Raw genomic sequence first — 21,097 nt, 5'->3', positions numbered from 1 at the left:
CGATCCTGTCTGCCAATCTGTAATGCATGAGTAAGGCATCACCCATTAGCAGGAGCCCGCTCCGCACGGCCGGCTTCTCCCGGCTCTGGCTCGCGCAGGGCGCCGGGGTCGCCGCTCAGCAGGTCGCCGAGCTGGCGCTGCCGCTGCTCGCGGTGCTCGTCCTGCATGCCTCGGCGCTCGAGCTCGGGCTGCTCGGCGTCGCCCGGTGGCTGCCGTTCCTGCTGCTCGCGCTGCCGCTCGGCGTGCTCGTCGACCGGCATCGGCGACGCCCGATGATCGTCGCCTCCGACTGGGGCCGCGCCGCACTCACCGTCGCGATCATCGTCGCGGCGGTCGGCGGCATCCTGACGACGCCGGCGCTGCTCCTGCTCGCCGCGGCGATCGGCTGCTTCACCGTACTGTTCGAGGTGTCGTACCAATCGATGGTGCCGAGCGTCGTGCCGCCGTCAGGCCTCGCCGCCGCGAACTCACGGCTTGCGGCGACCGCGGCCGCCGTGCAGGTCGGCGGGCCCGGCCTCGGCGGGCTCCTCGTGCAGCTCGTCTCCGCGCCGTTCGCCCTGCTCGTCACCGCGGGCGGGTACGTCGTCTCGGCACTCGCCGTCGGAGGCATCCGAGCGCCCGAAGCACCACCGGCGCAGCGCGGCCGCTTCGTCGAAGAGCTGCGCGCCGGCCTGTCGTTCGTCAGGCGCGACCAGTACCTGGTGGCGAATCTGGGCTTCTCGGCGCTCTACAACCCGTTCATCCAGTGGGTGATGGTGCTGTTCCTGCTGCACGCCGTGCGCGAGCTCGGGCTCGACGCCGCCCAGGTCGGCCTCATCCTCGCGATCGGCGCGACCGGCGCACTGGCCGGCTCGGTCCTGGCAGGGCCGGTGGTACGGCGGTTCGGCGCGGGGCCGCCGATGCTGTGGACCGCGGCCGCCGAGTGCATCGTCCTGCTGGTGCTTCCGATCGCGGATGCCTCGTGGGGCGCGCCCCTGCTCGTCGTCGTGCTCGGGTCGGTGTTCGCCGTCGGCGACGCCGGCGCGACGCTGTCGAGCGTGGTCCTCATGACGGTGCGCCAACTGCGCACACCCGACCATCTCCTCGGGCGGGTCAATGCGAGCATGCGCTGGGTCTCGTACGGCACGATCGCGTTCGGCGCCGCCGCCGGCGGCCTGGTCGGCGAGCTCCTCGGCACGCGCATCGGCCTGTTGATCGGGGTGCTGCTCACCTTCTCGGGGCTCATCTGGGTCGCGCTCGGGCCGCTCCCCCGCATCGGCGACCCCACCGAGCTCGCGATCGCCGAGCGGCGCACGCCACAGTCGGTCCCGGCCGCCATCGAGTGAGGAGCGTTCGAGTATCGGCAACGCGGCGGACGCGAACCACGCCGACCGCTCCGCTCCCGTTCGCTGCGAGAATCGCTCTGAGCGCATGAGCGGAGGCGGGGATGCGAGAAGACGAGTACGTCGAGCAGGCGCTTCGGCGCGATCCCGGCCTCGCGTATGAATCGCTGAAGCAGAACAACCTGATGTACGGCGGCCTCGTCGGCATCTGCATCGTGCTCGTGCAGCCGCTCGTCACGGATGCCGCGCCCTCGCCGCTCGGGCTCGCGAGCGTGATCCTCTTCGCGATCTCGATCCCGTTGCTCGCCGGGCTCATCATGCTGAGCTGGCAGGAGCTCTACCGCCATCGCGTCGCGAAGTCGTGGGCCGTCACCGTCGCCCAGTCCGTCGCGATGGGCACCGCATTCGCCGGCATCGTGACGACCTTCTGGGACATCAGCTGGATCGCCGGATCCGTGCTGCTCGTCAGTGGCTTCGTGGCGATGTTCGTGCACGGCGCAGGATACTCGCGCGTCGAGGGGATGCTGCAGTGGGGACGCTGGTCGTGGCAGTCGGGGGCCCGCGGGGCGACGGCGCCGACGGACGGCGCGGTGCTCGAGGCATCCGCCGAACCTGCCGGCGATGATGCGCCATTCACCCTGTGTTGCCTGCTCTGGGCTAGGCCCGGGCTCGAAGGCGATCTCGTCGCCTACGAGGATCGCGTGCTCGCGCTGCTGCACGACTACGGCATCGAGGTGATCGAGCGGATACGGAGCGAGCGCGGGCCGGAGCATCCGACGGAGGTGCAGTTGTACCGAGTGCCGAGCCAGGCGCTGCTCGATGCGTACCTCGCTGATCCGCGCCGGCTCGAGCTCGCCGCCGAGCGCGACCGCGTCGTCGCCCGCACCGAGCTGTTCCGGGTGCCGAGCGCGCCGTCAGCGTGAGGCGGCGGTCGGATCCGTCGTCCATTCACCGTCGACGAACCAGTAGTCCGGCCACGCGCTCAAGGGGATCGCGGTCGCGACCCCGATCGAGTCGCCTTCGAGTACCGTCTGCTGCTCTTGTTCTCCGGCGCTCCACGTGACGCCGATGCTCCAGCGACAGACGCACGCCTGCTCGTCGCCCACGCCGTTGTTGGCGATCAGTATGTCGAAGACCTCGGGATCGTCCTTCGCCACCTCATAGGGGAAGCGCAACGCCGGATCCGTCAGCTCGAGCACCGGCGGCTGCCCTGCGAAGTCGACGGCAAGAGGCGAGACGTCCATCGGGCCGCCCATGTCACCTGCCGGCAGACACTCGTGGATCACGACCATCTCGTCGTCGGGCACCACCGGTTCGAAATCGACCACGTCGATGTCGTGGATGACGACCGTTTCATCGCCGCTGCCGTGCAGCGTGAGCTCAACCGTTCGCGGAACGGTCGGGAGCCCCTCGTGTGCGACGACCCACTCGCCGTCGACCGCCGCAAGCCGGCGCGTGGTGCCGTCGTCGACGGGCTCCACCGGAACCTCCTCGAGGAGCGCCGCCGGGAATGCGTAGCTGTCGCATTCCTGCTCGGAATCGTCGAGGTAGACCTCGAGCGGTTGCGCTTGGAACGGCCTGTCGAGGACCGGGCTCACGAGCGAGAAGAGCCAGGCGCCGAACGCTGCGAGGAACGCGGTGGCGACCGCCCCGGCACCGACCATCCACCATCGTTTCTTCGCCGCCGGTGCAGGCGTACCCTCCCTGTCTGCGCGCGGCCGCCGGTCGCTCCCGGTCTCCATCCTGCTCCCCCAAGCGTGATCGAAACGTGCGGTCATCGTAGCGGGATCGCCCGTTTGTGCGAGGGACGATGGTCACACCCGTGGTCTCCGTCCTCGATAGACCCGCGCCCACATTCGGCTCGAGAGATGACGACCCACCCGGATCTCGATCCGGAGAGGCGGTACTTCGGTAATTCGGTAATTCGGTACTTCGGTACTTCGGTACCGAGCCGGACGCGAAGCGATACCTCCTCCCGACCTGCCGGAGTACGCTGGGCTGTCGAACACGTTCGAGGAACCATGTCGGCGAATCACTCCGCGATGTCACCGTCGGACCTCCCCGTGGCCGACGTGCTCGACCACGCCACGGGCCCTCGCCGCGCCGAGGCCGACGAACTGCTCGCGATGCTCGGCGAGATCAGCGGAGAGCCGCCCGTCGTCTGGGCGGACCGGATCATCGGGTTCGGAGCGTTCGAGTACCGCTACGAGAGCGGGCGCGCGGGTCGATCTCCACGGCTCGCCTTCGCGCCGGGCCCGACGAAGCACACGATCTACCTCCCCGAGCATTTCTCCGAGCGCTGGCCCGACCTCATGTCCCGGCTTGGCCCGCATCGTGCGAGCAAGGTCTGCCTCTACCTCACGCGGCTGACGGGGGTGGATCGCAGCGCGCTGCGAGAGCTGCTGGAGCGCGCCCACGCCGACACGCGGCCGCAGACATGAGCGCACGGGGCGCCCGGCTCTCCCGCACCACGCTCGCCGTCGCCGGCGGCCTGCTCGCGGGCCTGGTTGCCCTCGCCGCGTGGTTCCGGTTCGGCGGCCCGCGCCTTCCGGCGGGGATCGACGATCGCGCAGCTCGTCGTCAACTACCCGCAGCGAGCGGCGCACGCGGCGACCGACCGATTTCAATCGGCCAACGGATCCGTCGACCAAGCACCGTCGACGAACCAGTAGTCCTGCCACCCGCTCAAGGGGATCGCGGTCGCGACCCCGATCGACTCACCTTCGATGACCGTCTGATGCTGTTCTTCTCCCGCGCTCCAGGTAATGCCGATATTCCAGCGGCAGAAGCACGCCTGTGCGTCGCCGGGCCCCATGTCGGCGACGAAGATGTCGAAGACCTCGGGATCGTCCTTCGCCACCTGGTACGGGAAGCGCAATTCCGGATCGGTCAACTCGAGTACCGGTGGTTTGCTCGAGAAGTCCGCGGCAAGCGCTGAGACATCGATCTCGCCGCCCATCGGAAGACACTCGTACACCACGATCATCTCCTCGTCGGGCGTTATCGGCTCGAAGTCGATCACATCGATGTCGTGGATGACGACGGTCTCATCGCCGTTGCCGTGCAACGTTAGTTCAATCGTTCGAGAAACGATCGGGAGCCCGCCGTGTGCGACGATCCACTGGCCGTCGAAGGACGCGAGCTGGGCGGGAAAGCCATCGTCGACAGGCTCCACCGGAATGTCCTTGAGAAGCGACGCGGGGAGGGCGTAGCTGTCGCATTCCGTCTCGGAATCGTCGACGTGAACCTCGAGTGGTTGCTCTTCGAACGGCCTGTTGAGGACGGGACTCACGAGCGAGAAGAGCCAAGCGCCGAAGGCGGCAAGGAAGGCAGTGGCGACCGCTCCGACGCCGACCATCCACCACCGCTTCTTCGTCGCCAGTGCTGGCGTACCCGGCGTTTCTGCGCGCGGTTGCGCGTCGCTCTCGGCCTCCATCGTGCTCCCCCAAGCGTGAACGAAACGTGCGGTCAGCGTAACGGAATCCATCGCGTGCCCACGGGACGATGGTCACACCCGCGGTCTCCGCATTTCGACGGCCCCGGTCCCTACTCAGAGAGCCGGGCCGTCGAGATCCGGTACTTCGGCACTTCGGCACCGAAGAGCGCGACGCAACTACGCCGCTGGTGGCGTCGGGATGCGTGAATTCCGGGTTCCTGCGGTTGGAGTCACAGGAACCCGGGATTCGGAGGAGGGGTTGTTTGGTTGGGCGGGCAGGGTTACGCCACCGCGGGCGTCTCCACGATGGCGCGATGGCACGGATACACGTCATGAGCAGCCGGGGGCGCCGAGGTGAGCTGCCCTCAGTGCCTTGGAGAACGTCGCCTCCGTCGGTACGCGTCCTCGATGACGCTCTGCGCGTACCAGAGATACGACTCGCGACCGTCGGGCAGCTCGACCGCGTCGTCACCGCAGACCTCGTACGCAACGCGAACCAGCTCCGCCGGGTCAGTGATCTCGAGGTGGCGAGCGTGAATTCCGAGATCGACGAAGTCCTTGTCGCGCGCCGCCGCCATCTTCATCGCGATGAGCTCCCGCTCGCCGGCGATGGTTACCGAAAACGGATGCCTCGGTCCTCTGGTCGCCGACCCGCAACAATCCCCGGCCCGCGGCGTACAGCCACCGCGAGGGGAGCCCAGGTCGGCTGTCATCTCTGCAAAGACGGCCTCGATCTCATCGGACGGTTCGATGAGGGCGTCGATGTCGCGCGTCACGCGAACCGCAGGGTCATCCGGGTAGTGCAGCAACATGGCTGCGCCGCCGGCGACCCGGATGGTGCCGCGAACGCCGCGGGCCTCGAGCCGCCTGACGAGCTCGTCGAGCAGTGCCCGGACGGTCTCCGCGTCGAAGTCGCGTTTCATCGAGTCGAGCGCGAGTTCTCGTCGATGTAGCAATTCAGGTCACGCAGGCGTGCGGGCGTCGATACCTTCGCCTTCTCACGGAGCGGCACGAAGCGCAAGACGTACCAGCGTCGGTTGAGCTTCGTGGGCGTCGCCCAGTCTGGACGGCGGTGCTCCGGAATGGCATCACCGGAGGGGCTCGACGTGGCCGAGAACGCCGCGCTGGTCTTGTACGACCTGCGTGAGCGGCACAGGCTGAACCTCCGGCGCTGCGGCAGCACCAGGCGGCGGTCGCCGCGACGCGGCCGCGCGCATCCGCGCTGGCGACGCTCGCGGTGCCCACGCTGTGGTGCACGGCACCGATGACGATCTCATCCCGATCGAGCACGGGCGTCGGCTCGCCGCGTCGATTCCGGATTCCGCGCACCTCTGGCTCGACGGAGTGGACCGCGTCTTCCCCTACCCGGCGTCGGCCGGCGTCGAGGGCGCGATTCTCGCCCACCTCGACTCGGCGGCACGCCCACGGGAGGCCGGCTCACCGCCGTGACCGCGCCAACCGCCGCTCTCGGCCAAGTGGGCGCCACCCGCCACTTCCCCACAGCAGGGCGGCGAGGGCGATTCCTACGAAGGCCGCCACGGCCAGTGGCGTGCGAATGGCCTGTCCACGGTGCCACCTGGCTCGCAGCTCCTCCCAGTTCTCGGGCGGCGACTCCGGATCCCACCGGGCGGCCAGCGCATTCACGGGAGCGTTGAAGACCAGCGTCACGACGATGACGCCGATCCAGAGTGCAAGCGCCGACAGCGCAGCCACGAACGCGACCGGCCCCTGCGGGATGAGCAGCACGACCAGGGGCACGATCGACACGCCACCCCGGCACATCGGCACCGGATGCCGCCGGGTGACCGCTCTGCCGAGCGTGCCGCCGCGGCGGCATCCATGGAGAACGCCCGGCCCTCGTGACGAGAGCCGGGCGTTCTGTTCGTGGTGCGTGCGTCCCGATATGCGTCGCCTGCGGCGGCGCTACTCGACGACCAGTGGCCTCAGGCGGCGATCGACACGGTGGCGCGGGGCACGGATGCCACGACGAACGCGCCGTCGGCGGCATCCACCTTCACCGCCTCGCCGTCACCGAGGTCACCCGTGACGAAGAGGTCGGCGATGCGGTCGTCGATCTCGCGCTGGATCAGGCGGCGCAGCGGACGGGCACCGTACTCGGGCTCGTAGCCGCGCTCCGCAAGGAGCGCCACCGCGGCATCCGTCACCTCGAAGCCGATCTCGCGAGCGGCCAGACGAGCGGAAGTCGCGCCCAGCATCAGCCGCACGATCGACCCGATCTCGTCGGCGGTGAGCTTCTGGAACAGGACGATCTCGTCGATGCGGTTCAGGAACTCGGGGCGCATGGCCTCGCGCACCTTGCCCATCACGCGCTGGCGCACGTCGTCCTGCGACGAGAACCCAGAGCCGTCAGCGGATGCCACGAAGCCGAGCGCACCCGACCGCGACGCGAGGAACTCCGAACCGAGGTTCGAGGTCATGATGACCACCGTGTTGCGGAAGTCGACCGTGCGACCCTGGCCGTCGGTGAGGCGTCCGTCGTCGAGCACCTGCAGCAGCAGGTTGAACACGTCGGGGTGCGCCTTCTCGATCTCGTCGAACAGCACGATCGAGTACGGGTTGCGCCGCACGCGCTCGGTGAGCTGGCCGGCCTCGTCGTAACCGACATAGCCGGGAGGGGCTCCGACGAGCCGCGACACGGTGTGCCGCTCGCCGAATTCGCTCATGTCGAAGCGGATGATCGCGCCCTCGTCGTCGAACAGGCTCGACGCCAGCGCACGGGCCAGCTCGGTCTTGCCGACGCCGGTCGGTCCGAGGAACAGGAACGAGCCGACGGGACGCTTCGCGTCGCCCATGCCGGTGCGATTGCGGCGCACCGAGCGCGCGACGGCGGTGACGGCGTCGTCCTGCCCGATGACTCGAGCGTGCAACTCGCCTTCCAGGTTAGCCAGGCGCTCGCGCTCGCCCTCGGTAACCCGATTGACCGGGATGCCGGTGGCCCGCGAGATCACGGCGGCGATCTGCGCCTCGTCGACGGTCGTCGAAGCGGCGTCGGCTGCGGCATCCGTCGAACCCGAGGTCGCGACGCGACCCTGCGCGGCCGCCTTCTCCGTCGCCTCGTCCAGCCGCTCCTGCACCTTCTCGATCTCGTCGCGGATGCGCGACGCCTCCTCGTAGTGCTCGGCACGGACGGCCGCGTTCTTGTCGGCCTCGAGCGTCGCGAGCCGCTCGATCAACTCCGAGACATCCACCTTCACGCCCAGCTTGAGGCGCAGGCGCGCGCCGGCCTGGTCGATGAGGTCGATGGCCTTGTCGGGCAGCACCCGGTCGGTGAGGTACCGGGCGCTGAGCTCGACGGCGGCGCGGAGGGCCTCGTCGGTGTAGGTGACGCCGTGGTGCTCCTCGTACGCGGGGCGCAGGCCCTGCAGGATGAGCACGGAGTCCTCGATCGACGGCTCGCCCACCTTGACGGGCTGGAATCGGCGCTCGAGCGCGGGGTCCTTCTCGATGGTGCGGTACTCCTTGAGCGTGGTCGCGCCCACCAGGTGCAGCTCGCCGCGTGCGAGGCGGGGCTTCAGGATGTTGCCCGCGTCCATGCCGCCCTCACCGGCACCGCCGGCGCCGACGACGGTGTGCACCTCGTCGATGAACACGATGAGCCCGCCCTTGTGGTCGGCGATCTCCTCCATGGTCTTGGTGAGGCGCTCCTCGAAGTCGCCGCGGTAGCGGGTGCCGGCGAGCATGCCGGGCAGGTCGAGCGCGACGACGCGCTTGCCGAGCAGCGCCTCGGGCACGTTCTCCTCGACGATCGCGCGGGCCAGGCCCTCGACGATCGCGGTCTTGCCGACGCCGGCCTCGCCGATCAGCACGGGGTTGTTCTTCGTGCGGCGGCTGAGGATCTCGATGGTCTGCTCGATCTCGTCGGCGCGGCCGATCACGGGGTCGAGCTCGCCGTTCGCGGCGCGCTGGGTGAGGTCCATGCCGAACTTGTCGAGCATCGGGGTGGCGGATGCCGCGGCATCCGCCTGCTCGCCCATGCCGGCGGCCTCGGGGCCCGCGCCCTGCGTCTCGACGTGCTCGCCCAGGCCGGCCGCGAGCGCGTCCGCGGTGACGCCGGCGCGCGCGAGCACCTGCCCGGCGGGGGCATCCTGACCCAGAACCAAGGCGAAGAACAGGTGCTCGGGGTCGATGTACGTCGACCCGCTCGAGCGCGCGACCTGGTACGCGTGGAACAGCGCCCGGCTCGCGCTCGGCGTGATCGTCGCGGCGTTCACGCGCTCGCTGAGCTCGTCGAAGCGGGTGGCGGATGCCGCGGGCAGCCGTGCCTCGGTCGCCTCGATGATGCGCTCGGGGCTCGCGCCCACACGCGTGATCGCCTGCGCGACGGACTCGTCCTCGACGATGACGCGCAGGATGTGCAGCGCGTCGAGCTCGGTCTGCCCGCGCTCGAGCGCGAAGCGTCCGGCACGCTGCAGGATGCTCTGGGTGCGCGAGGTCAGGAACCGGCTGAGGTCGATCGACCGCGCCTGCCTGGCCTGCTCACCCGCGAGGTAGCGGGCGAGGAACTCGTCGAACGAGCTCGCGCCGGCCTCGTTGAAGTTGTCGGGCACCTAGGTCCTCCTGGGAACTTGAGTTGGGTACGCTCAAGTTCAACGCGGTGCGGGCGGGCGTATTCCCGGGCACGCTCGGACGGAGCTCGCGCACGGTCGAGCGAGACGGATGCCGCGGGCGACGGGCGCTGCCTAGCGACTCGTCCTCCACAGGCGACTATCCGGCGGAGTTCTCCACAGGGAAATGGCCCGATCAGTAATGCTTTTCTGCTCGATCGAATGTCAGTGGGTGGGTGCAGGATCGAAGCATGGAACAGCCCCCGGCCCCTCGGCATCCGCTCGGTGCGCTGTCTGCGCTTCAGCGAGATCTCGCCGCGCTGTGCGACGTCTGGGCGGGCGGGTCGCCGGCGTGGGGCGCAGTTCGCGGGGGCGCGCAGGTCGAGGTCGAGCAGTTGAGCGATGCCGGGCTCATGCAGGTCACCGATGCACTCGCCAGGGTGCGGCGTGATGTCGACGCCGTGCTGGCCAGGGTGGCGGCCGAGGTGTCGAAGCGGTCGGGGCCGGAGTTCGGCGACACGGGGTTCGCCAAGACGCAGGGCTTCCACAACCCGACCCGCCTCGTCGCCGCGGCCACCGGAGGGTCGCACGGCGACGCACGTCGGCTGATCGCGGTCGGCACGGCCACCGCGGAGCGGCAGACCTTCACCGGGGAGCGGCTCCCCTCACGGTATCGGCACATCGCCGACGCCCTCGAGTCGGCCGCGATCAGCATCGAGGCGGCATCCGCGATCACCGCGATGCTCGACCGGGCATCGATCCGGGCGGATGCGGCTCGAGTCGAGGTCGTCGAGCGTGCGCTGGTCGACCTCGCCGGGCGGGTGCCGCTCGAGACCCTCCTGCGTGGAGTGCCGGAAGCCGAGGCGCGACTGGATCCCGACGGCGTCGAACCCCGCGAAGACGAGCTCCGCATGGAGCGCTCACTGACCATGCGAGAAGACGGCCGCGGCATGGTGCACCTGCATGCCCGACTCGACCCCGAAAACGCCGCCCCGGTGAAGGCAGCGATCGAAGCGCTCGTCAGCGACGTGCTGCGCCGACGCGAGCCGGGCGAAGGCCAGGCCGGCGACGGCGAGCCACGCCCGGTCATCGACGACCACCGCACGATCCCGCAGATCCAGACCGACGCGCTCGCCGCGCTCGCCCGCCACGCGCTCGGCTGCACCCAGACGGCCACGCCCCTCGCGAAGACCACGGTCGTCGTGCGCGTCGACCTCGACACCCTGCTCACTGGCCTCGGGCACGCCCGCATCGACGGTATCGAACAGCCCGTCTCAGCGGGCACCGCCCGCCGCATGGCCGCCGACGCCGAGCTCATCCCCGCCGTTCTCGGGGGCGACAGCCTCCCCCTCGACCTGGGCCGAGCCGCCCGCCTGTTCACGAAGGCGCAGCGGCTCGCGCTCGGCGAACGCGACGGTGGCTGCGCCTCATGCGGCCAGAACATCGGATACGTCGAAGCCCACCACATCGACTGGTGGGAACGCGACACCGGCCCGACCGACCTGTCGAACGGAGTGATGCTCTGCAGCTTCTGCCACCACATGATCCACCGCGACGGATGGCGCATCCACGCGGGCCCGACCGAGGTGTGGTTCATCCCACCACCGCACTTCGACCCGGCGCAGGTTCCCCGGCTCGGCGGCCGAGCCCGTTTCGAGCTGCGTGAAGACCGGGCGGCATGACGCCGTTCGGCGGCGTTCACCCGCGCACATGGCGCCGCCAGCGCCGGAATCGGGTTTACGAGCACGGGTGGATTCTCCGGCCCTCGAGAACCGGTCGGAGCGCGACGGCGAAGGCGTCATCCGTCTCTCAGCGCCTCGGCGATCGCCTCGCCGAGCACTCGCGAGCCCTCCTCTGACGGGTGGATGCCGTCGGAAGTCATCCCCTCCTGGTAGCTGCCGTCGGCGTCGCGAAGCCCGGCCGACGCGTCGACGAACCGCCACCCGCGCGCACGGGCAAGCTCCTCAAGCCGCTGGTTGAGCTCGGGAGCCCCGGCCGGATACGCGGCCATCGGCGGGACCGACACCACGACGACGTCCACGATCCCGACCGTCTGGACGATCCGGTCGAGGTTCGCCGTCGTCTCGGCGAACGGGACGGCGAGGGCGTGGTCGTTGGTGCCCGCGAGCAGCACGAGCGTCTCAGCGTCGACGGGCGCCACCACCGACTCGGCCATCTTCGCCGTCGTCGCGCCCCACTCGGCCCAGCCGCCGGCGAACGCGAACCCTTCATCACACACGAATGACACCCAGGACACCGGGTCGATCTCTCCTGCGGCGAAATCGGGGCTCTCCGCGTGGGTGATCGAGTCGCCGATGACCGCGAAGGTCAGCCCGTCGGCGGTGGTACCGCACGACGCCGGGCGCGCCGACGCCGACGCCGACGCCGAGGCCGTCGGGCCCGGATTCGGCGTCGCCGATGTCGCGTCGGGCGACGGCGAGCCCCCGGACGCGCAGCCCGTCACCACGAGACACGCCGTGGCCGCGATCACGATCGCGGCGAGCGCGCGCGATCGACCCCTCGTGCGGCCGATGTTCGTCGACATGCAGACCTCCACCACTCGATCGGATGCATCGCCCGATGCGGCCCAGCACCGGGCCGGGCCGCAACCTCCGAATCTAGGAGGGATGACACCGACTCGGAAGGGGTTGCACCGGGTTTCGCGACATCCGACGGTCGCAGATTCGCGATCGGTGGGGTGAAGCCGGCGGCGCCACGCGAGCGGAGGCATTAATTACGCTCGCGCAGCACCGCCGGGGTCTCTGCGGCAGCGGAGGTGCGCCGAAGCCTCCGCCGTGCGCCGGCCGCCTACCGGTTGAACCGGTGGGGGTGGAACGTGAAGAACCGGGCCGCACCGAGGTCGAGCGCTTCGGCCGCACGATTCAATTGGGTAGCGTTCCATCCGTCGCCCCAGTGTCCCGTCTCGAGACGGTCGAGTAGCAGGTTCGCCGCGGCGACGGTCTCGGCCGCCGAGAAGTTGCAGTGCCCAGCCGAGGCGACGTACGTCTGACGAAGCAGCGAGGCGTTCCCGGCCTTCGTCACGCGCTCCTCATACGCGCTCTGCTGCGCGACGGTCGAGATCTGGTCGCCGACGGCGTTGAGCGTCACCGTCGGAACGGAGATCTCGCCGGTGAACTGGTACGCCGCGGCGAAGCGCTCGACCGCCTCGGGGTCGGCCTCGAACCGCTCCGCCGAGTTGACGGTGGCGAGATCCGCTTCGAGCGAGAGCCCCGCCTGCTCGTAGAGTTCCGCGACGACCTGCCGCGCCTGCGGCGACGCCTTCTGCAACTGCTCGACGTAGTCGATGCCCGTGTTCCACGACGTCAGGCCGCCGAAGACCAGGCCGATCGTGCGGCGGCTGCTCATGGCCTGCCCGATGTACGGGAGCGGGTCGCCGGCGAGCGCTCCGAACCAGGCCTGCTGGTAGGTCGCAGCATCGGCCGGGTCGGGGTCGGCGATCGCGCGCGACCACGCCGGAAGCTGTCCGATCGCGGAGGCCAGGGCGATGCGGGCACGCCCCTCGGGCGTCTGCTGGGCCGCGCTGAGGAAGGAGATCCAGGCGTTCTGCGCACCGGGCACGTCGACCGGGATGTCGACGACGGGCAGCGTGCCCGCCGGGTCGAGCAGCTCCGAGAGCACGAACACGGTGTCGAGCTTCTGGTTCCACTGCGACACGGTGCCCGACAGTCCGCCGCATGCGGCGACGACGCCGTCGATGCGGTCGGGATGCAGCTCACCCGTGGCCGCGGCGACGAAGCCGCCCATCGAGTTGCCCATCGCGATCGCCTGGCGGGGTTCACCGACGGCCTCGGTGAACGCGTCGAGCGCGTCGATCTGGTTGGCGATGGCGCCGCCGATGTTCCAGCCGGTGACCGAGCGAGTGGTTCCGCCGTACGCGGCACCGCCGTCGATGAGCGCCTGCTTCGCGGCGTTCACGGGGCCGCCGGCGAAATCCAGGTCGACGAAGACCGTGCCGTCCCAATCATCGGGAACGACGAATCGGTACGGAGTGGTGTCGGCGAGGATGCCCTCGATGATGCGATCCACGCCGTCGTCGGCGACAGCGGGAGTCGCCGTGACGACGAGTGCGGCGGCGGCGACCGAGGCGATCGCCGCATTCCTGAGACGGTGGCTTCCGGGCATGGAGAACTCCCTTGTTCGAAGGTGCGTGTCCGTGGACGTGCGGCCGTTGCGAGCCGATTCGACTGTGGCACCGCTCCGCGAAAGTATCAACCCGGTTGATAACATTTGTACAAAATTCGCCGTGCGCACTTGCCGCCAAAAATATCATCCAGCATGATATTCCTTGGTTGCACGACCCCCCGTGCCCCTTGCGCTCACAATGATGTGGAGAACGACATGAAGCTCAGCAAGTTCGGAATGGCGACCGTCGCCGGCGTGGCCGCGCTGCTGCTCGCCGCCTGCTCCTCGCCTTCGGGCGACGCCGCCACCACCGACGCCGAGGCCGTCGACGAGAACGGCGTCAACACCGAGGCTCCGGCGTACGACCTGCTGCCCGACGCCATCAAGGACGCGGGCAAGATCACGATCGCGGGCGACACCCACCCGCCGTACCGCACGATCGAGGAGGACGGTGAGATCACCGGCATCGACCCCGACATCCAGGCCGCCCTCGCCGAGCAGCTCGGCGTTCCGTTCGAGATCAGCACGGCATCGGGCCTCGACGCCATGCTCTCGGGCATGCTGTCGGGTCGCTACGACGCGTTCAACGGCCCCGTTCGCACCACCAAGGAGCGCGAGGCCGAGTTCGACGCGGTGGTGTGGATGACCACGCGCACGTCGTACCTCTACCTCAGCGATCGCGAAGACGAGCTCGGCGACCCCGAAGCCCTCTGCGGCGCTCGCGTCGCCGGCGTCACCGGCTCGGTCACCGAGAGCCAGCTCGCCCGATACACCGAGTGGTGCACCGCAGAGGGGCTGCCCGCTCCCGAGTTCATCGGCCTCGAGGACACCAACGCGACGTTCCTGGCGCTGAACTCCGACCGCGCCGACTACGCGGGCACGACGCAGACCGCAGCGAAGGACCTGCAGTCGGCCGAGCCCGACACGTACGAGTACCTCGTGCAGTCCGAGGAGCAGGGTGCGGGCATCGACCTGCTGGCGATGTTCATGCCCAAGGGCAACGAGCTCGCGCCGGCGATGCTCGCGGCGTTCGAGGGCATCTTCGAGAACGGCGAGTACGAGCGGATCATGAAGGAATGGGATCTCACGGATGTCACGGTCGATGAGCCGTCGCTGAACCCCATGACCGAAGGCTGAACATGACGGAGGCGCCCCTGATGACCAACGCACCAGTCGCCCCGGCGACCGCTGCCATCGACGTCGCGACCGCGCGCCGTCGCATCCGCCCCGCCCGCATCATCGGCGGGACGCTGATCCTGCTCGTCACGCTGAGCGTGCTCTGGTTCCTCGTGAGCAACGAGCGCTTCGAGTGGGACGTGGTGGCCGAGTACCTGTTCAACCCGAGCGTGCTGCTCGGGCTGGGCATGAGCCTCATGCTCACGATCGTGTGCATGATCCTCGGCTCGATCCTCGGCACGGTGCTCGCAGCCGGTCAGCTCTCCGACTTCTGGCCGGTGAAGGCGGCATCCATCACCTTCGTCGGCGTCTTCAGGGGCATCCCTCCGCTCGTCCAACTCATCTTCTGGTTCAACCTCGCCTACCTGATCCCTCGGATCACGCTCGGCGTGCCGTTCGGTCCCGAGTTCTTCAGCTGGAGCACGAACGACCTGATCACGCCGCTGACGGCCGCGATCATCGGCCTGTCGCTCCACGAGGCCGCGTACATGGCCGAGATCGTGCGAGCCGGTATGCTCTCGGTCGACCAGGGCCAGCACGACGCGGCATCCGCCATGGGCTTCGGCCGCTGGCACACCTTCAGCCGCATCGTGCTGCCCCAGGCCATGCGCGTGATCATCCCGCCCACGGGATCGCAGGTGATCGCGCTGCTCAAGGGCACGTCGCTCGTGAGCGTGATCGCGATGGGCGACCTCCTGCACGCCGTGCAGGTGATCTACAACCGCACGTACGAGGTCGTGCCGATGCTCATCGTCGCGGTGATCTGGTACCTCGTCGTCGTCACGGTGCTCACGCTCATCCAGCGACGCGTGGAGCGGCACTTCGGCCGCGGCGCCGCGCGCGACGGCATGCGACGGCCCGCCCGCGGCGGCGGCGGCATGCGACGAGCCGCCCGCTCAGCCCGCACAACGATGGAGGCGAACTGATGCACGAGGCATCCGGATTGATCGCGGTGCCCGACACCGAGAAGCCCCCAGTGCTCGAGGTCACCGGCCTGCGCAAGCACTTCGGCGACCAGGTCGCGCTCGACGGCGTGGACCTGAAGGTCTACGAGGGCGAGGTCGTCGCGGTGCTCGGGCCGTCTGGTTCGGGCAAGTCCACCCTGGTGCGATGCATCGACCAACTGGAGTCGATCGACGGCGGCGCGATGTTCCTCGACGGCGAGCTGCTCGGCTACGAGCAGAGCCACGGCCACCTCCGCCCCCTCGCCGACGCAGGCCGGCGGCGCCAGCAGCGCCGCATGAGCATGGTGTTCCAGCAGTTCAACCTCTTCCCCCACTGGACGGTGCTGCGCAACATCACCGAGGCGCCCATGGTGGTGCACGGGTCGTCTCCGGCGGCGGCGCGCGAGCGCGCCATGGAGCTGCTGCGCCGGGTCGGCCTCGAGGACAAGGCCGACGCGTACCCCCGTCACCTGTCGGGGGGCCAGCAGCAGCGCGTCGCGATCGCGCGGAGTGCCGCAGTGGATCCGCGCATCCTGCTCTTCGACGAGCCGACCAGCTCGCTCGACCCAGAACTCGTCGACGAGGTGCTGCAGACCATCAAGAAGCTCGCATCGACGGGACGCACCATGGTCGTCGTGACGCACGAGCTGGAGTTCGCGCGAAACGTCGCCGACCGCTGCGTCTTCATGGCGGCCGGTCGCATCATCGAGGACCGCCCTGCCCGGGACTTCTTCGAGGACCCGCGCTCGGAACGGCTGCAGGCGTTCCTGGCGCGCTCCGGTCGGGCCTCGCGCGAGGTGAGCGGATGACCGTCGTCTACGCGACGGGCGACCTGGTGCTCGAGCGCACCGACACCACCGGGTTGTTCGCGTCGGTCTCCGGCGTGCTCAGCGAGGCGGATGTCACGATCGGCCACCTCGAGGTGCCGCACACCGATGCCACCGTTTCGATGTCGACGGATGTCCCGGCCCTGCCTGCCCCTCCGAGCGCGCTCGACGGGGTCGCCGCCGCGGGCTTCGACGTGCTCACGCTCGCGGGCAACCACGTCTTCGACTTCGGCGGCGACGGCATCGCCGACACGCGCGCGCACTGCGCCGCTCGCGGACTGGCCGTGACCGGCGCGGGCGCGAACCTCGACGAGGCCTGGGAGCCCGCGGTCGTCGAGAACGACGGCCGCAGGATCGTCGTGCTCAGCGTGAACTGCGTCGGGCCGCGCGAGACCTGGGCCGGGAGCGAGAAGCCCGGATGCGCCTACGTCGAGATCGTCACCCACTACGAGCCCCGCGGTGCGAACCCGGGCGGCCCACCGCGCATCTACACGTTCGCCGAACCGCGCAGCCTGCGCCGGCTCACCGAGGAGATCGGCCGGCACGCGGCATCCGACACGTTCGTCATCGTCGCGCTGCACAAGGGACTCGTGCACCAGCCGGTCGACCTCGCCGACTACGAGCGCGAGGTCGCGCATGCCGCGATCGACGCCGGCGCGGCGGCGGTGATCGGCCATCACGCGCACATCTGCAAGGGCGTCGAAATCTACCGGGGACGACCGATCTTCCACGGCCTGGGCAACTTCGTCACGGTGACGCGTGCCCTCTCGGGCGCTGACGACGACAGCCCCGAGCGCCGCAGTTGGGCCCGGGAGCGGCGAGCCCTGTTCGGGTTCGACCCCGATCCGGCGATGCCGGAGTACCCGTTCCACCCCGAGAGCCGCAACGCCGCGATCGCCGTGCTCGAGATCGACGAGCGCGGGTCGGTCGGGGCATCCATGATCCCCTGCTGGATCGACGACGATGCACGCCCCGTTCCGCTCTCGCGGACGCAGGGCGGCGAGGGCGTCGGGGAGTACCTCCGCGAGATCACCCGCGCCGCCGCATTGACCACCGAATTCGACTGGGAAGGCGACCGCCTGATCATCCGCACCGAGGAGAACCCCGCATGAGCACCGCACCACTCGCCGGCAAGACCGTCATCGACCTGACGACGGCGCTCGCCGGACCCTACGCCACGCTGCTGCTGGCGGGACTGGGCGCGCGCGTCATCAAGGTCGAGAACCCCGCACGCGGCGGCGACTCCTCGCGCAACAACTCGCCGTACGTCACCCAGGACGGGCTCAGTGTGCGACGCACCTCCCCCGACGACATGTCGGTCTCGATGATGCTCCGCGGGCGAGGCAAGGAGTCGATCACCCTCGACCTCAAGCGCCCCGGAAGCCGTGAGGTGCTCTTCGACCTCATCCGCGAGGCCGACATCGTGGTCGAGAACTACAGCGCGGGCGTCACGAAGCGGCTCGGCATCGACTACGCCTCGGTGCGCGGCCTCAACGAGAAGCTCGTGTACACCTCGATCAGCGGCTTCGGCGCGACCGACGGGCACAACGACCGCAAGGCGATGGACACCATCATCCAGGCGCTCAGCGGCGTCATGATGACGGCGGGCGAACCCGGTGACCCGCCGGTGCGATTCGGACTGCCGGTCGGCGACCTCGTCGCACCGCTGTTCGCCGTCATCGGCACGCTCGCGGCGGTGCTGCACGCCGATCGCACCGGCGAGGGCCAGCACGTGGACGTGTCGATGCTCGGGGCCCTGACCTCTCTCGTGGCCTGCGAACCGTTCGACGCGCTCGAATCCATCGGGTTCCCGCTGCGCACCGGCGCCTACGTGCCGCGACTGGCGCCCTTCGGCACCTTCCGCACGGCGGACGGCTGGATCGCGATCTGCGCGCCGACCGACCAGTTCGCGAGCGGAGTGCTGCGGGCGATGGGCCGCGACGACCTCCTCGCGTCCGACGACTTCGGCACCCGTGACGCGCGCGTGGCCAACGCGGACCGCCTGCACGGACTCATCGCGGGTTGGGCGGCGGAGCGCACCAACGACGACGCGATTGCGGCGCTCAACACGTACGGCGCACCGGCCGCCCCCGTGCGCTCGACCGCTGAGGCCGTGCGCGATCCGCAGGTCGCGGAGCGCGGTGAGGTGCTGCCCCTGGTGCATCCGAAGTTCGGGCACTTCGACGGGCTGTACGGCTCGGGGCTGCCGATGGTCTTCTCGAGGAGCGACGTCACGCTCGCGAAGCCCGCGCCGGCGCTCGGTGAGCACACGGATGCGGTGCTTCGTGCCGCGGGATTCGACGAGGGTCGGATCGCGCAGCTGCACGCGGAGGGCGTGCTGTGACCGGTGCTGACGCAGGGGCTGGGCCAGGGCCGCGATCCGCGGCACCGCGCATCGGGGTGATCGGCGCCGACGTGCCTCGGCAACTCGTGCTCGCCGTGGGCGCGACGCCGGTGCGTATCTTCGGCAGCTGGTCGACGCCGTTCTCGGCGGAGGCGTGGGAGTTCCTGGGTGCGGTCGATGCCTGTGCGGCGCGGATCCTCGACGAGGTGCTCTCGGGTGCGCATGACGACCTCGCGGGGCTCGTGGTGTGCAACGACTCCGCCGCCGACCTGCGGATCTTCTACGTGCTTCGCATCCTGTCGCAGCGAGGCCGGGTGCCGTTCCCCGTGCACCTGCTCGACGCGCCGCGCGGCGGCGGTGCCCCGCGCGACCGCTTCGTCGGGCGCCAGTACGAGCGCCTCGCCGCCTTCTGCGAATCGCTCACCGGCGTACGCGTCGACGCCGAGCGCCTTCGCCTCGCCGCCGCACGGGAACGCGAACTCGGCCGGGCATTGACGACGCTTCGCGGTCGGCGCCGCGCTCGCAAGTGCAGCGGTGCCGCGGCGCTCGATGCCTACCGCGCGGCCGCAACGCTGCCGCCCGAGCAGGCGACGGCGGTGGTGGATGCCGCGGCCGAATCTCACGACGGTGAGCCCGTGTTCGTCACCGGCAGCGCGCACCCCGACGCATCCGTCTACCGGGTCATCGAGGCGGCCGGACTCGTCGTGGTCGGCGAAGACCACGACACCGGCGATGCGGCCTGGATCGGCGACGCCGTCGACGGCGCTGACCTCGACGAGGCGATCGCCCGGCTCGCGCGTCACCACGCCGCGCGCCCACCGCTCGCCGCGCGCGCATGCACGCGCGAGCGCGCGACCGAGCTCGAACGGCGCCTCATCGAGACGGATGCCTCGGGCGTGCTCGCCCTGGTGCGCGAGCTCGATGACGCCCCGGTGTGGGACCTGCCCGCGCAGCGCGCCGTCGCCGAGCATCGCGGGCTGCCGTTCGCGGCGCGTACCCGCATCGCACCCGAGGCGGCACTGCGTGAGGCTGAAGAGGCGGCGTCGGCGCTGGCCGGCGAACTCGCCGCTGCGGGACAGGCGGCCCGATGACCGACGACCGCCTGAACTCCGCCGTCGCCGCGACGCGACACCAGCGGGAGTGGTTCGCCCAGACCGCCGAACGCGCCCGAGCGGGAGAACCGCTCGCGCTCGTGAACGCCGACGCGCCCCACGAGATCCTCCGCGCCCTCGACATCCCCTACGTGGTGACGCAGTGGTGGTCGTCGATCATCGCGGCCAAGCAGGCCGGGCCCGCCGCCCTGGAGCGACTCGTCGCCCGTGGCCTTCCCGACTTCAGCCTCCAGTACGACGCCATGCCGCTCGGCGAGCAGGACCTGCCCGCCGAGCAGCGCCCGTGGGGCGGACTCCCCACGCCCGACTTCGCGATCGCGGAGCGCAGCGGGGATGTCACGCAGAAGATCTTCGAGCAGTGGGGCGAGCGTCCCGGCACCGAGACCTTCCTGCTCTCCCGCACTGGGGCGGATCCTGTCCCGCCGCGCTGGTGGGAGCTCGCCCCGCGCGACTGGGAGACGGCGTTCGGAACCGACCGGCTCGACCTCCTGCAGGCCGAGTTCGAGGAGTTGGTGGCCTGGCTCGAGGAGCGCACCGGCCGCCGGTTCGATGCCGATCGCCTGAGCGAGATCTTGGCGCTCGGCAACGAGCAGGCCGAGTGGAACCGCCGCACGCGTGATCTCATCGCGACCGCGCGGCCGACGCCCGTGATGGTGAACGACACGATGCCCGCGGTCATGGTGCCGCAGTGGCACCGAGGGACGCGGTGGGCCGTGGACGCGGCGCGGTCGCTGTACGAGGACGTCGCCGCCCGCGTCGACGCGGGCCACGCCGTGTGCCCCGGCGAGCGACGACGACTCATGTGGATCGGACGCGGCCTCTGGACCGACCTCGGGATGTACCAACGATTCCACGAGGAGTTCGGCGCCGTGTTCGTGTGGTCGATGTACCTCGCCATCGCCGCAGACGGATATCCCCGCTACGGCGACGACCCGATGCGTGCGCTCGCCGCGCGGTTCGTCGGGTTCACCGATCAGCTGTACGTGCCCCCGTGGTCATCGGAGTGGTACGTCAAGGAGGCGCTCGGGCACGACGTCGACGGCGTGGTGCACCTCGTCGCCGACGACACGCCGGGTTCGGGGTTCATCACCGAGGCGCTCGAGGCCGAGGGCATCCCCGTGCTGGAGATCCGGGCGAACAACTCGGATGCCCGGTCCGTGCGAGCGGCCCGGATTCCCGAGCGGATCGCGGAGTTCCTGGGCGCACGCGTGCCCGAGCGAGACTGACG

The 21,097-nt window shown here is 70.0% G+C and carries 19 protein-coding genes; 12 read left to right on the top strand and 7 right to left on the bottom strand.

Going from position 1 to position 21,097, the window contains the following annotated elements:
- Positions 1 to 26 precede the first annotated feature (26 nt).
- Positions 27 to 1,325, top strand: coding sequence for an MFS transporter (locus tag ACVFI9_RS04490; protein ID WP_474764847.1), 1,299 nt, complete (start codon positions 27 to 29; stop codon positions 1,323 to 1,325).
- 101 nt (positions 1,326 to 1,426) lie between these two features.
- A complete protein-coding gene (locus ACVFI9_RS04485) occupies positions 1,427 to 2,245 on the top strand; it encodes a hypothetical protein (protein ID WP_474764846.1) in 819 nt (272 codons plus the stop codon).
- On the opposite strand, the gene ACVFI9_RS04480 is transcribed toward ACVFI9_RS04485, so the two are convergent.
- The gene (locus ACVFI9_RS04480) at positions 2,237 to 2,986 is read right to left on the bottom strand and encodes a hypothetical protein (protein WP_474764845.1); all 750 of its coding nucleotides are present in this window, start codon (positions 2,984 to 2,986) and stop codon (positions 2,237 to 2,239) included. The genes ACVFI9_RS04485 and ACVFI9_RS04480 overlap by 9 nt on opposite strands.
- Positions 2,987 to 3,343: 357 nt before the next feature.
- Between ACVFI9_RS04480 and ACVFI9_RS04475 the strand changes: the two genes are divergently transcribed.
- Entirely contained in the window at positions 3,344 to 3,763 is a 420-nt protein-coding gene (locus ACVFI9_RS04475; protein WP_474764844.1) for a DUF1801 domain-containing protein, read from the top strand.
- Between the two features lie 182 nt (positions 3,764 to 3,945).
- Here ACVFI9_RS04475 and ACVFI9_RS04470 read toward each other — a convergent pair whose 3' ends face one another.
- A complete protein-coding gene (locus ACVFI9_RS04470; RefSeq protein WP_474764843.1) occupies positions 3,946 to 4,758 on the bottom strand; it encodes a hypothetical protein in 813 nt (270 codons plus the stop codon).
- Between the two features lie 365 nt (positions 4,759 to 5,123).
- Positions 5,124 to 5,534, bottom strand: coding sequence for a hypothetical protein (locus ACVFI9_RS04465; protein ID WP_474764842.1), 411 nt, complete (start codon positions 5,532 to 5,534; stop codon positions 5,124 to 5,126).
- A gap of 475 nt (positions 5,535 to 6,009) precedes the next feature.
- On the opposite strand from ACVFI9_RS04465, the gene ACVFI9_RS04460 reads away from it, so the two are divergent.
- A complete protein-coding gene (locus ACVFI9_RS04460; protein ID WP_474764841.1) occupies positions 6,010 to 6,207 on the top strand; it encodes an alpha/beta fold hydrolase in 198 nt (65 codons plus the stop codon).
- Here the strand turns inward: ACVFI9_RS04460 and ACVFI9_RS04455 are convergent.
- Positions 6,196 to 6,525, bottom strand: a complete 330-nt coding sequence (locus ACVFI9_RS04455; protein WP_474764840.1) for an anthrone oxygenase family protein — start codon at positions 6,523 to 6,525, stop codon at positions 6,196 to 6,198. The two genes, ACVFI9_RS04460 and ACVFI9_RS04455, sit on opposite strands and share 12 nt — an antisense overlap.
- A 176-nt stretch (positions 6,526 to 6,701) precedes the next feature.
- Entirely contained in the window at positions 6,702 to 9,326 is a 2,625-nt protein-coding gene (locus ACVFI9_RS04450) for an ATP-dependent Clp protease ATP-binding subunit (protein ID WP_474764839.1), read from the bottom strand.
- Between the two features lie 248 nt (positions 9,327 to 9,574).
- Here ACVFI9_RS04450 and ACVFI9_RS04445 point away from each other — a divergent pair, with 248 nt between their 5' ends.
- Entirely contained in the window at positions 9,575 to 11,005 is a 1,431-nt protein-coding gene (locus ACVFI9_RS04445; protein ID WP_474764838.1) for an HNH endonuclease signature motif containing protein, read from the top strand.
- A gap of 116 nt (positions 11,006 to 11,121) precedes the next feature.
- Here the strand turns inward: ACVFI9_RS04445 and ACVFI9_RS04440 are convergent, their stop codons facing one another.
- Positions 11,122 to 11,868 (bottom strand): SGNH/GDSL hydrolase family protein, encoded by a 747-nt coding sequence (locus ACVFI9_RS04440; protein WP_474764837.1) that lies wholly within the window; start codon positions 11,866 to 11,868, stop codon positions 11,122 to 11,124.
- 263 nt (positions 11,869 to 12,131) lie between these two features.
- Positions 12,132 to 13,466: an alpha/beta fold hydrolase gene (locus ACVFI9_RS04435; RefSeq protein ID WP_474764836.1), complete on the bottom strand. Its 1,335-nt coding sequence runs from the start codon at positions 13,464 to 13,466 to the stop codon at positions 12,132 to 12,134.
- Positions 13,467 to 13,682: 216 nt separating this feature from the next.
- Here ACVFI9_RS04435 and ACVFI9_RS04430 point away from each other — a divergent pair, with 216 nt between their 5' ends.
- From ACVFI9_RS04430 to ACVFI9_RS04400, 7 genes are read left to right on the top strand one after another with little or no spacing between them, the layout of a single operon-like run.
- On the top strand, positions 13,683 to 14,603 hold the full coding sequence (locus ACVFI9_RS04430; RefSeq protein ID WP_474764835.1) for a transporter substrate-binding domain-containing protein: 921 nt from the start codon (positions 13,683 to 13,685) through the stop codon (positions 14,601 to 14,603).
- A 20-nt stretch (positions 14,604 to 14,623) separates the two neighbouring features.
- Positions 14,624 to 15,568 (top strand): amino acid ABC transporter permease, encoded by a 945-nt coding sequence (locus tag ACVFI9_RS04425; protein WP_474764834.1) that lies wholly within the window; start codon positions 14,624 to 14,626, stop codon positions 15,566 to 15,568.
- Positions 15,568 to 16,395, top strand: a complete 828-nt coding sequence (locus ACVFI9_RS04420) for an amino acid ABC transporter ATP-binding protein (RefSeq protein WP_474764833.1) — start codon at positions 15,568 to 15,570, stop codon at positions 16,393 to 16,395. Before ACVFI9_RS04425 ends, ACVFI9_RS04420 begins: the two co-directional genes overlap by 1 nt.
- A complete protein-coding gene (locus tag ACVFI9_RS04415) occupies positions 16,392 to 17,525 on the top strand; it encodes a CapA family protein (RefSeq protein ID WP_474764832.1) in 1,134 nt (377 codons plus the stop codon). The genes ACVFI9_RS04420 and ACVFI9_RS04415 overlap by 4 nt, the downstream gene beginning before the upstream one ends.
- Positions 17,522 to 18,757 carry a CaiB/BaiF CoA transferase family protein gene (locus ACVFI9_RS04410; RefSeq protein WP_474764831.1) on the top strand — a complete coding sequence of 412 codons (1,236 nt, stop codon included), beginning with the start codon at positions 17,522 to 17,524 and terminating at the stop codon, positions 18,755 to 18,757. Before ACVFI9_RS04415 ends, ACVFI9_RS04410 begins: the two co-directional genes overlap by 4 nt.
- A complete protein-coding gene (locus ACVFI9_RS04405; RefSeq protein ID WP_474764830.1) occupies positions 18,754 to 19,848 on the top strand; it encodes a 2-hydroxyacyl-CoA dehydratase in 1,095 nt (364 codons plus the stop codon). The genes ACVFI9_RS04410 and ACVFI9_RS04405 overlap by 4 nt, the downstream gene beginning before the upstream one ends.
- A complete protein-coding gene (locus ACVFI9_RS04400) occupies positions 19,845 to 21,095 on the top strand; it encodes a 2-hydroxyacyl-CoA dehydratase (RefSeq protein WP_474764829.1) in 1,251 nt (416 codons plus the stop codon). Before ACVFI9_RS04405 ends, ACVFI9_RS04400 begins: the two co-directional genes overlap by 4 nt.
- Positions 21,096 to 21,097 lie beyond the last annotated feature (2 nt).

Source organism: Agromyces sp. NSFZ (assembly GCF_056156205.1).
The sequence above is the reverse complement of the archived record's forward strand: the minus strand, read 5'-3'. Positions and strand labels throughout refer to the sequence as shown.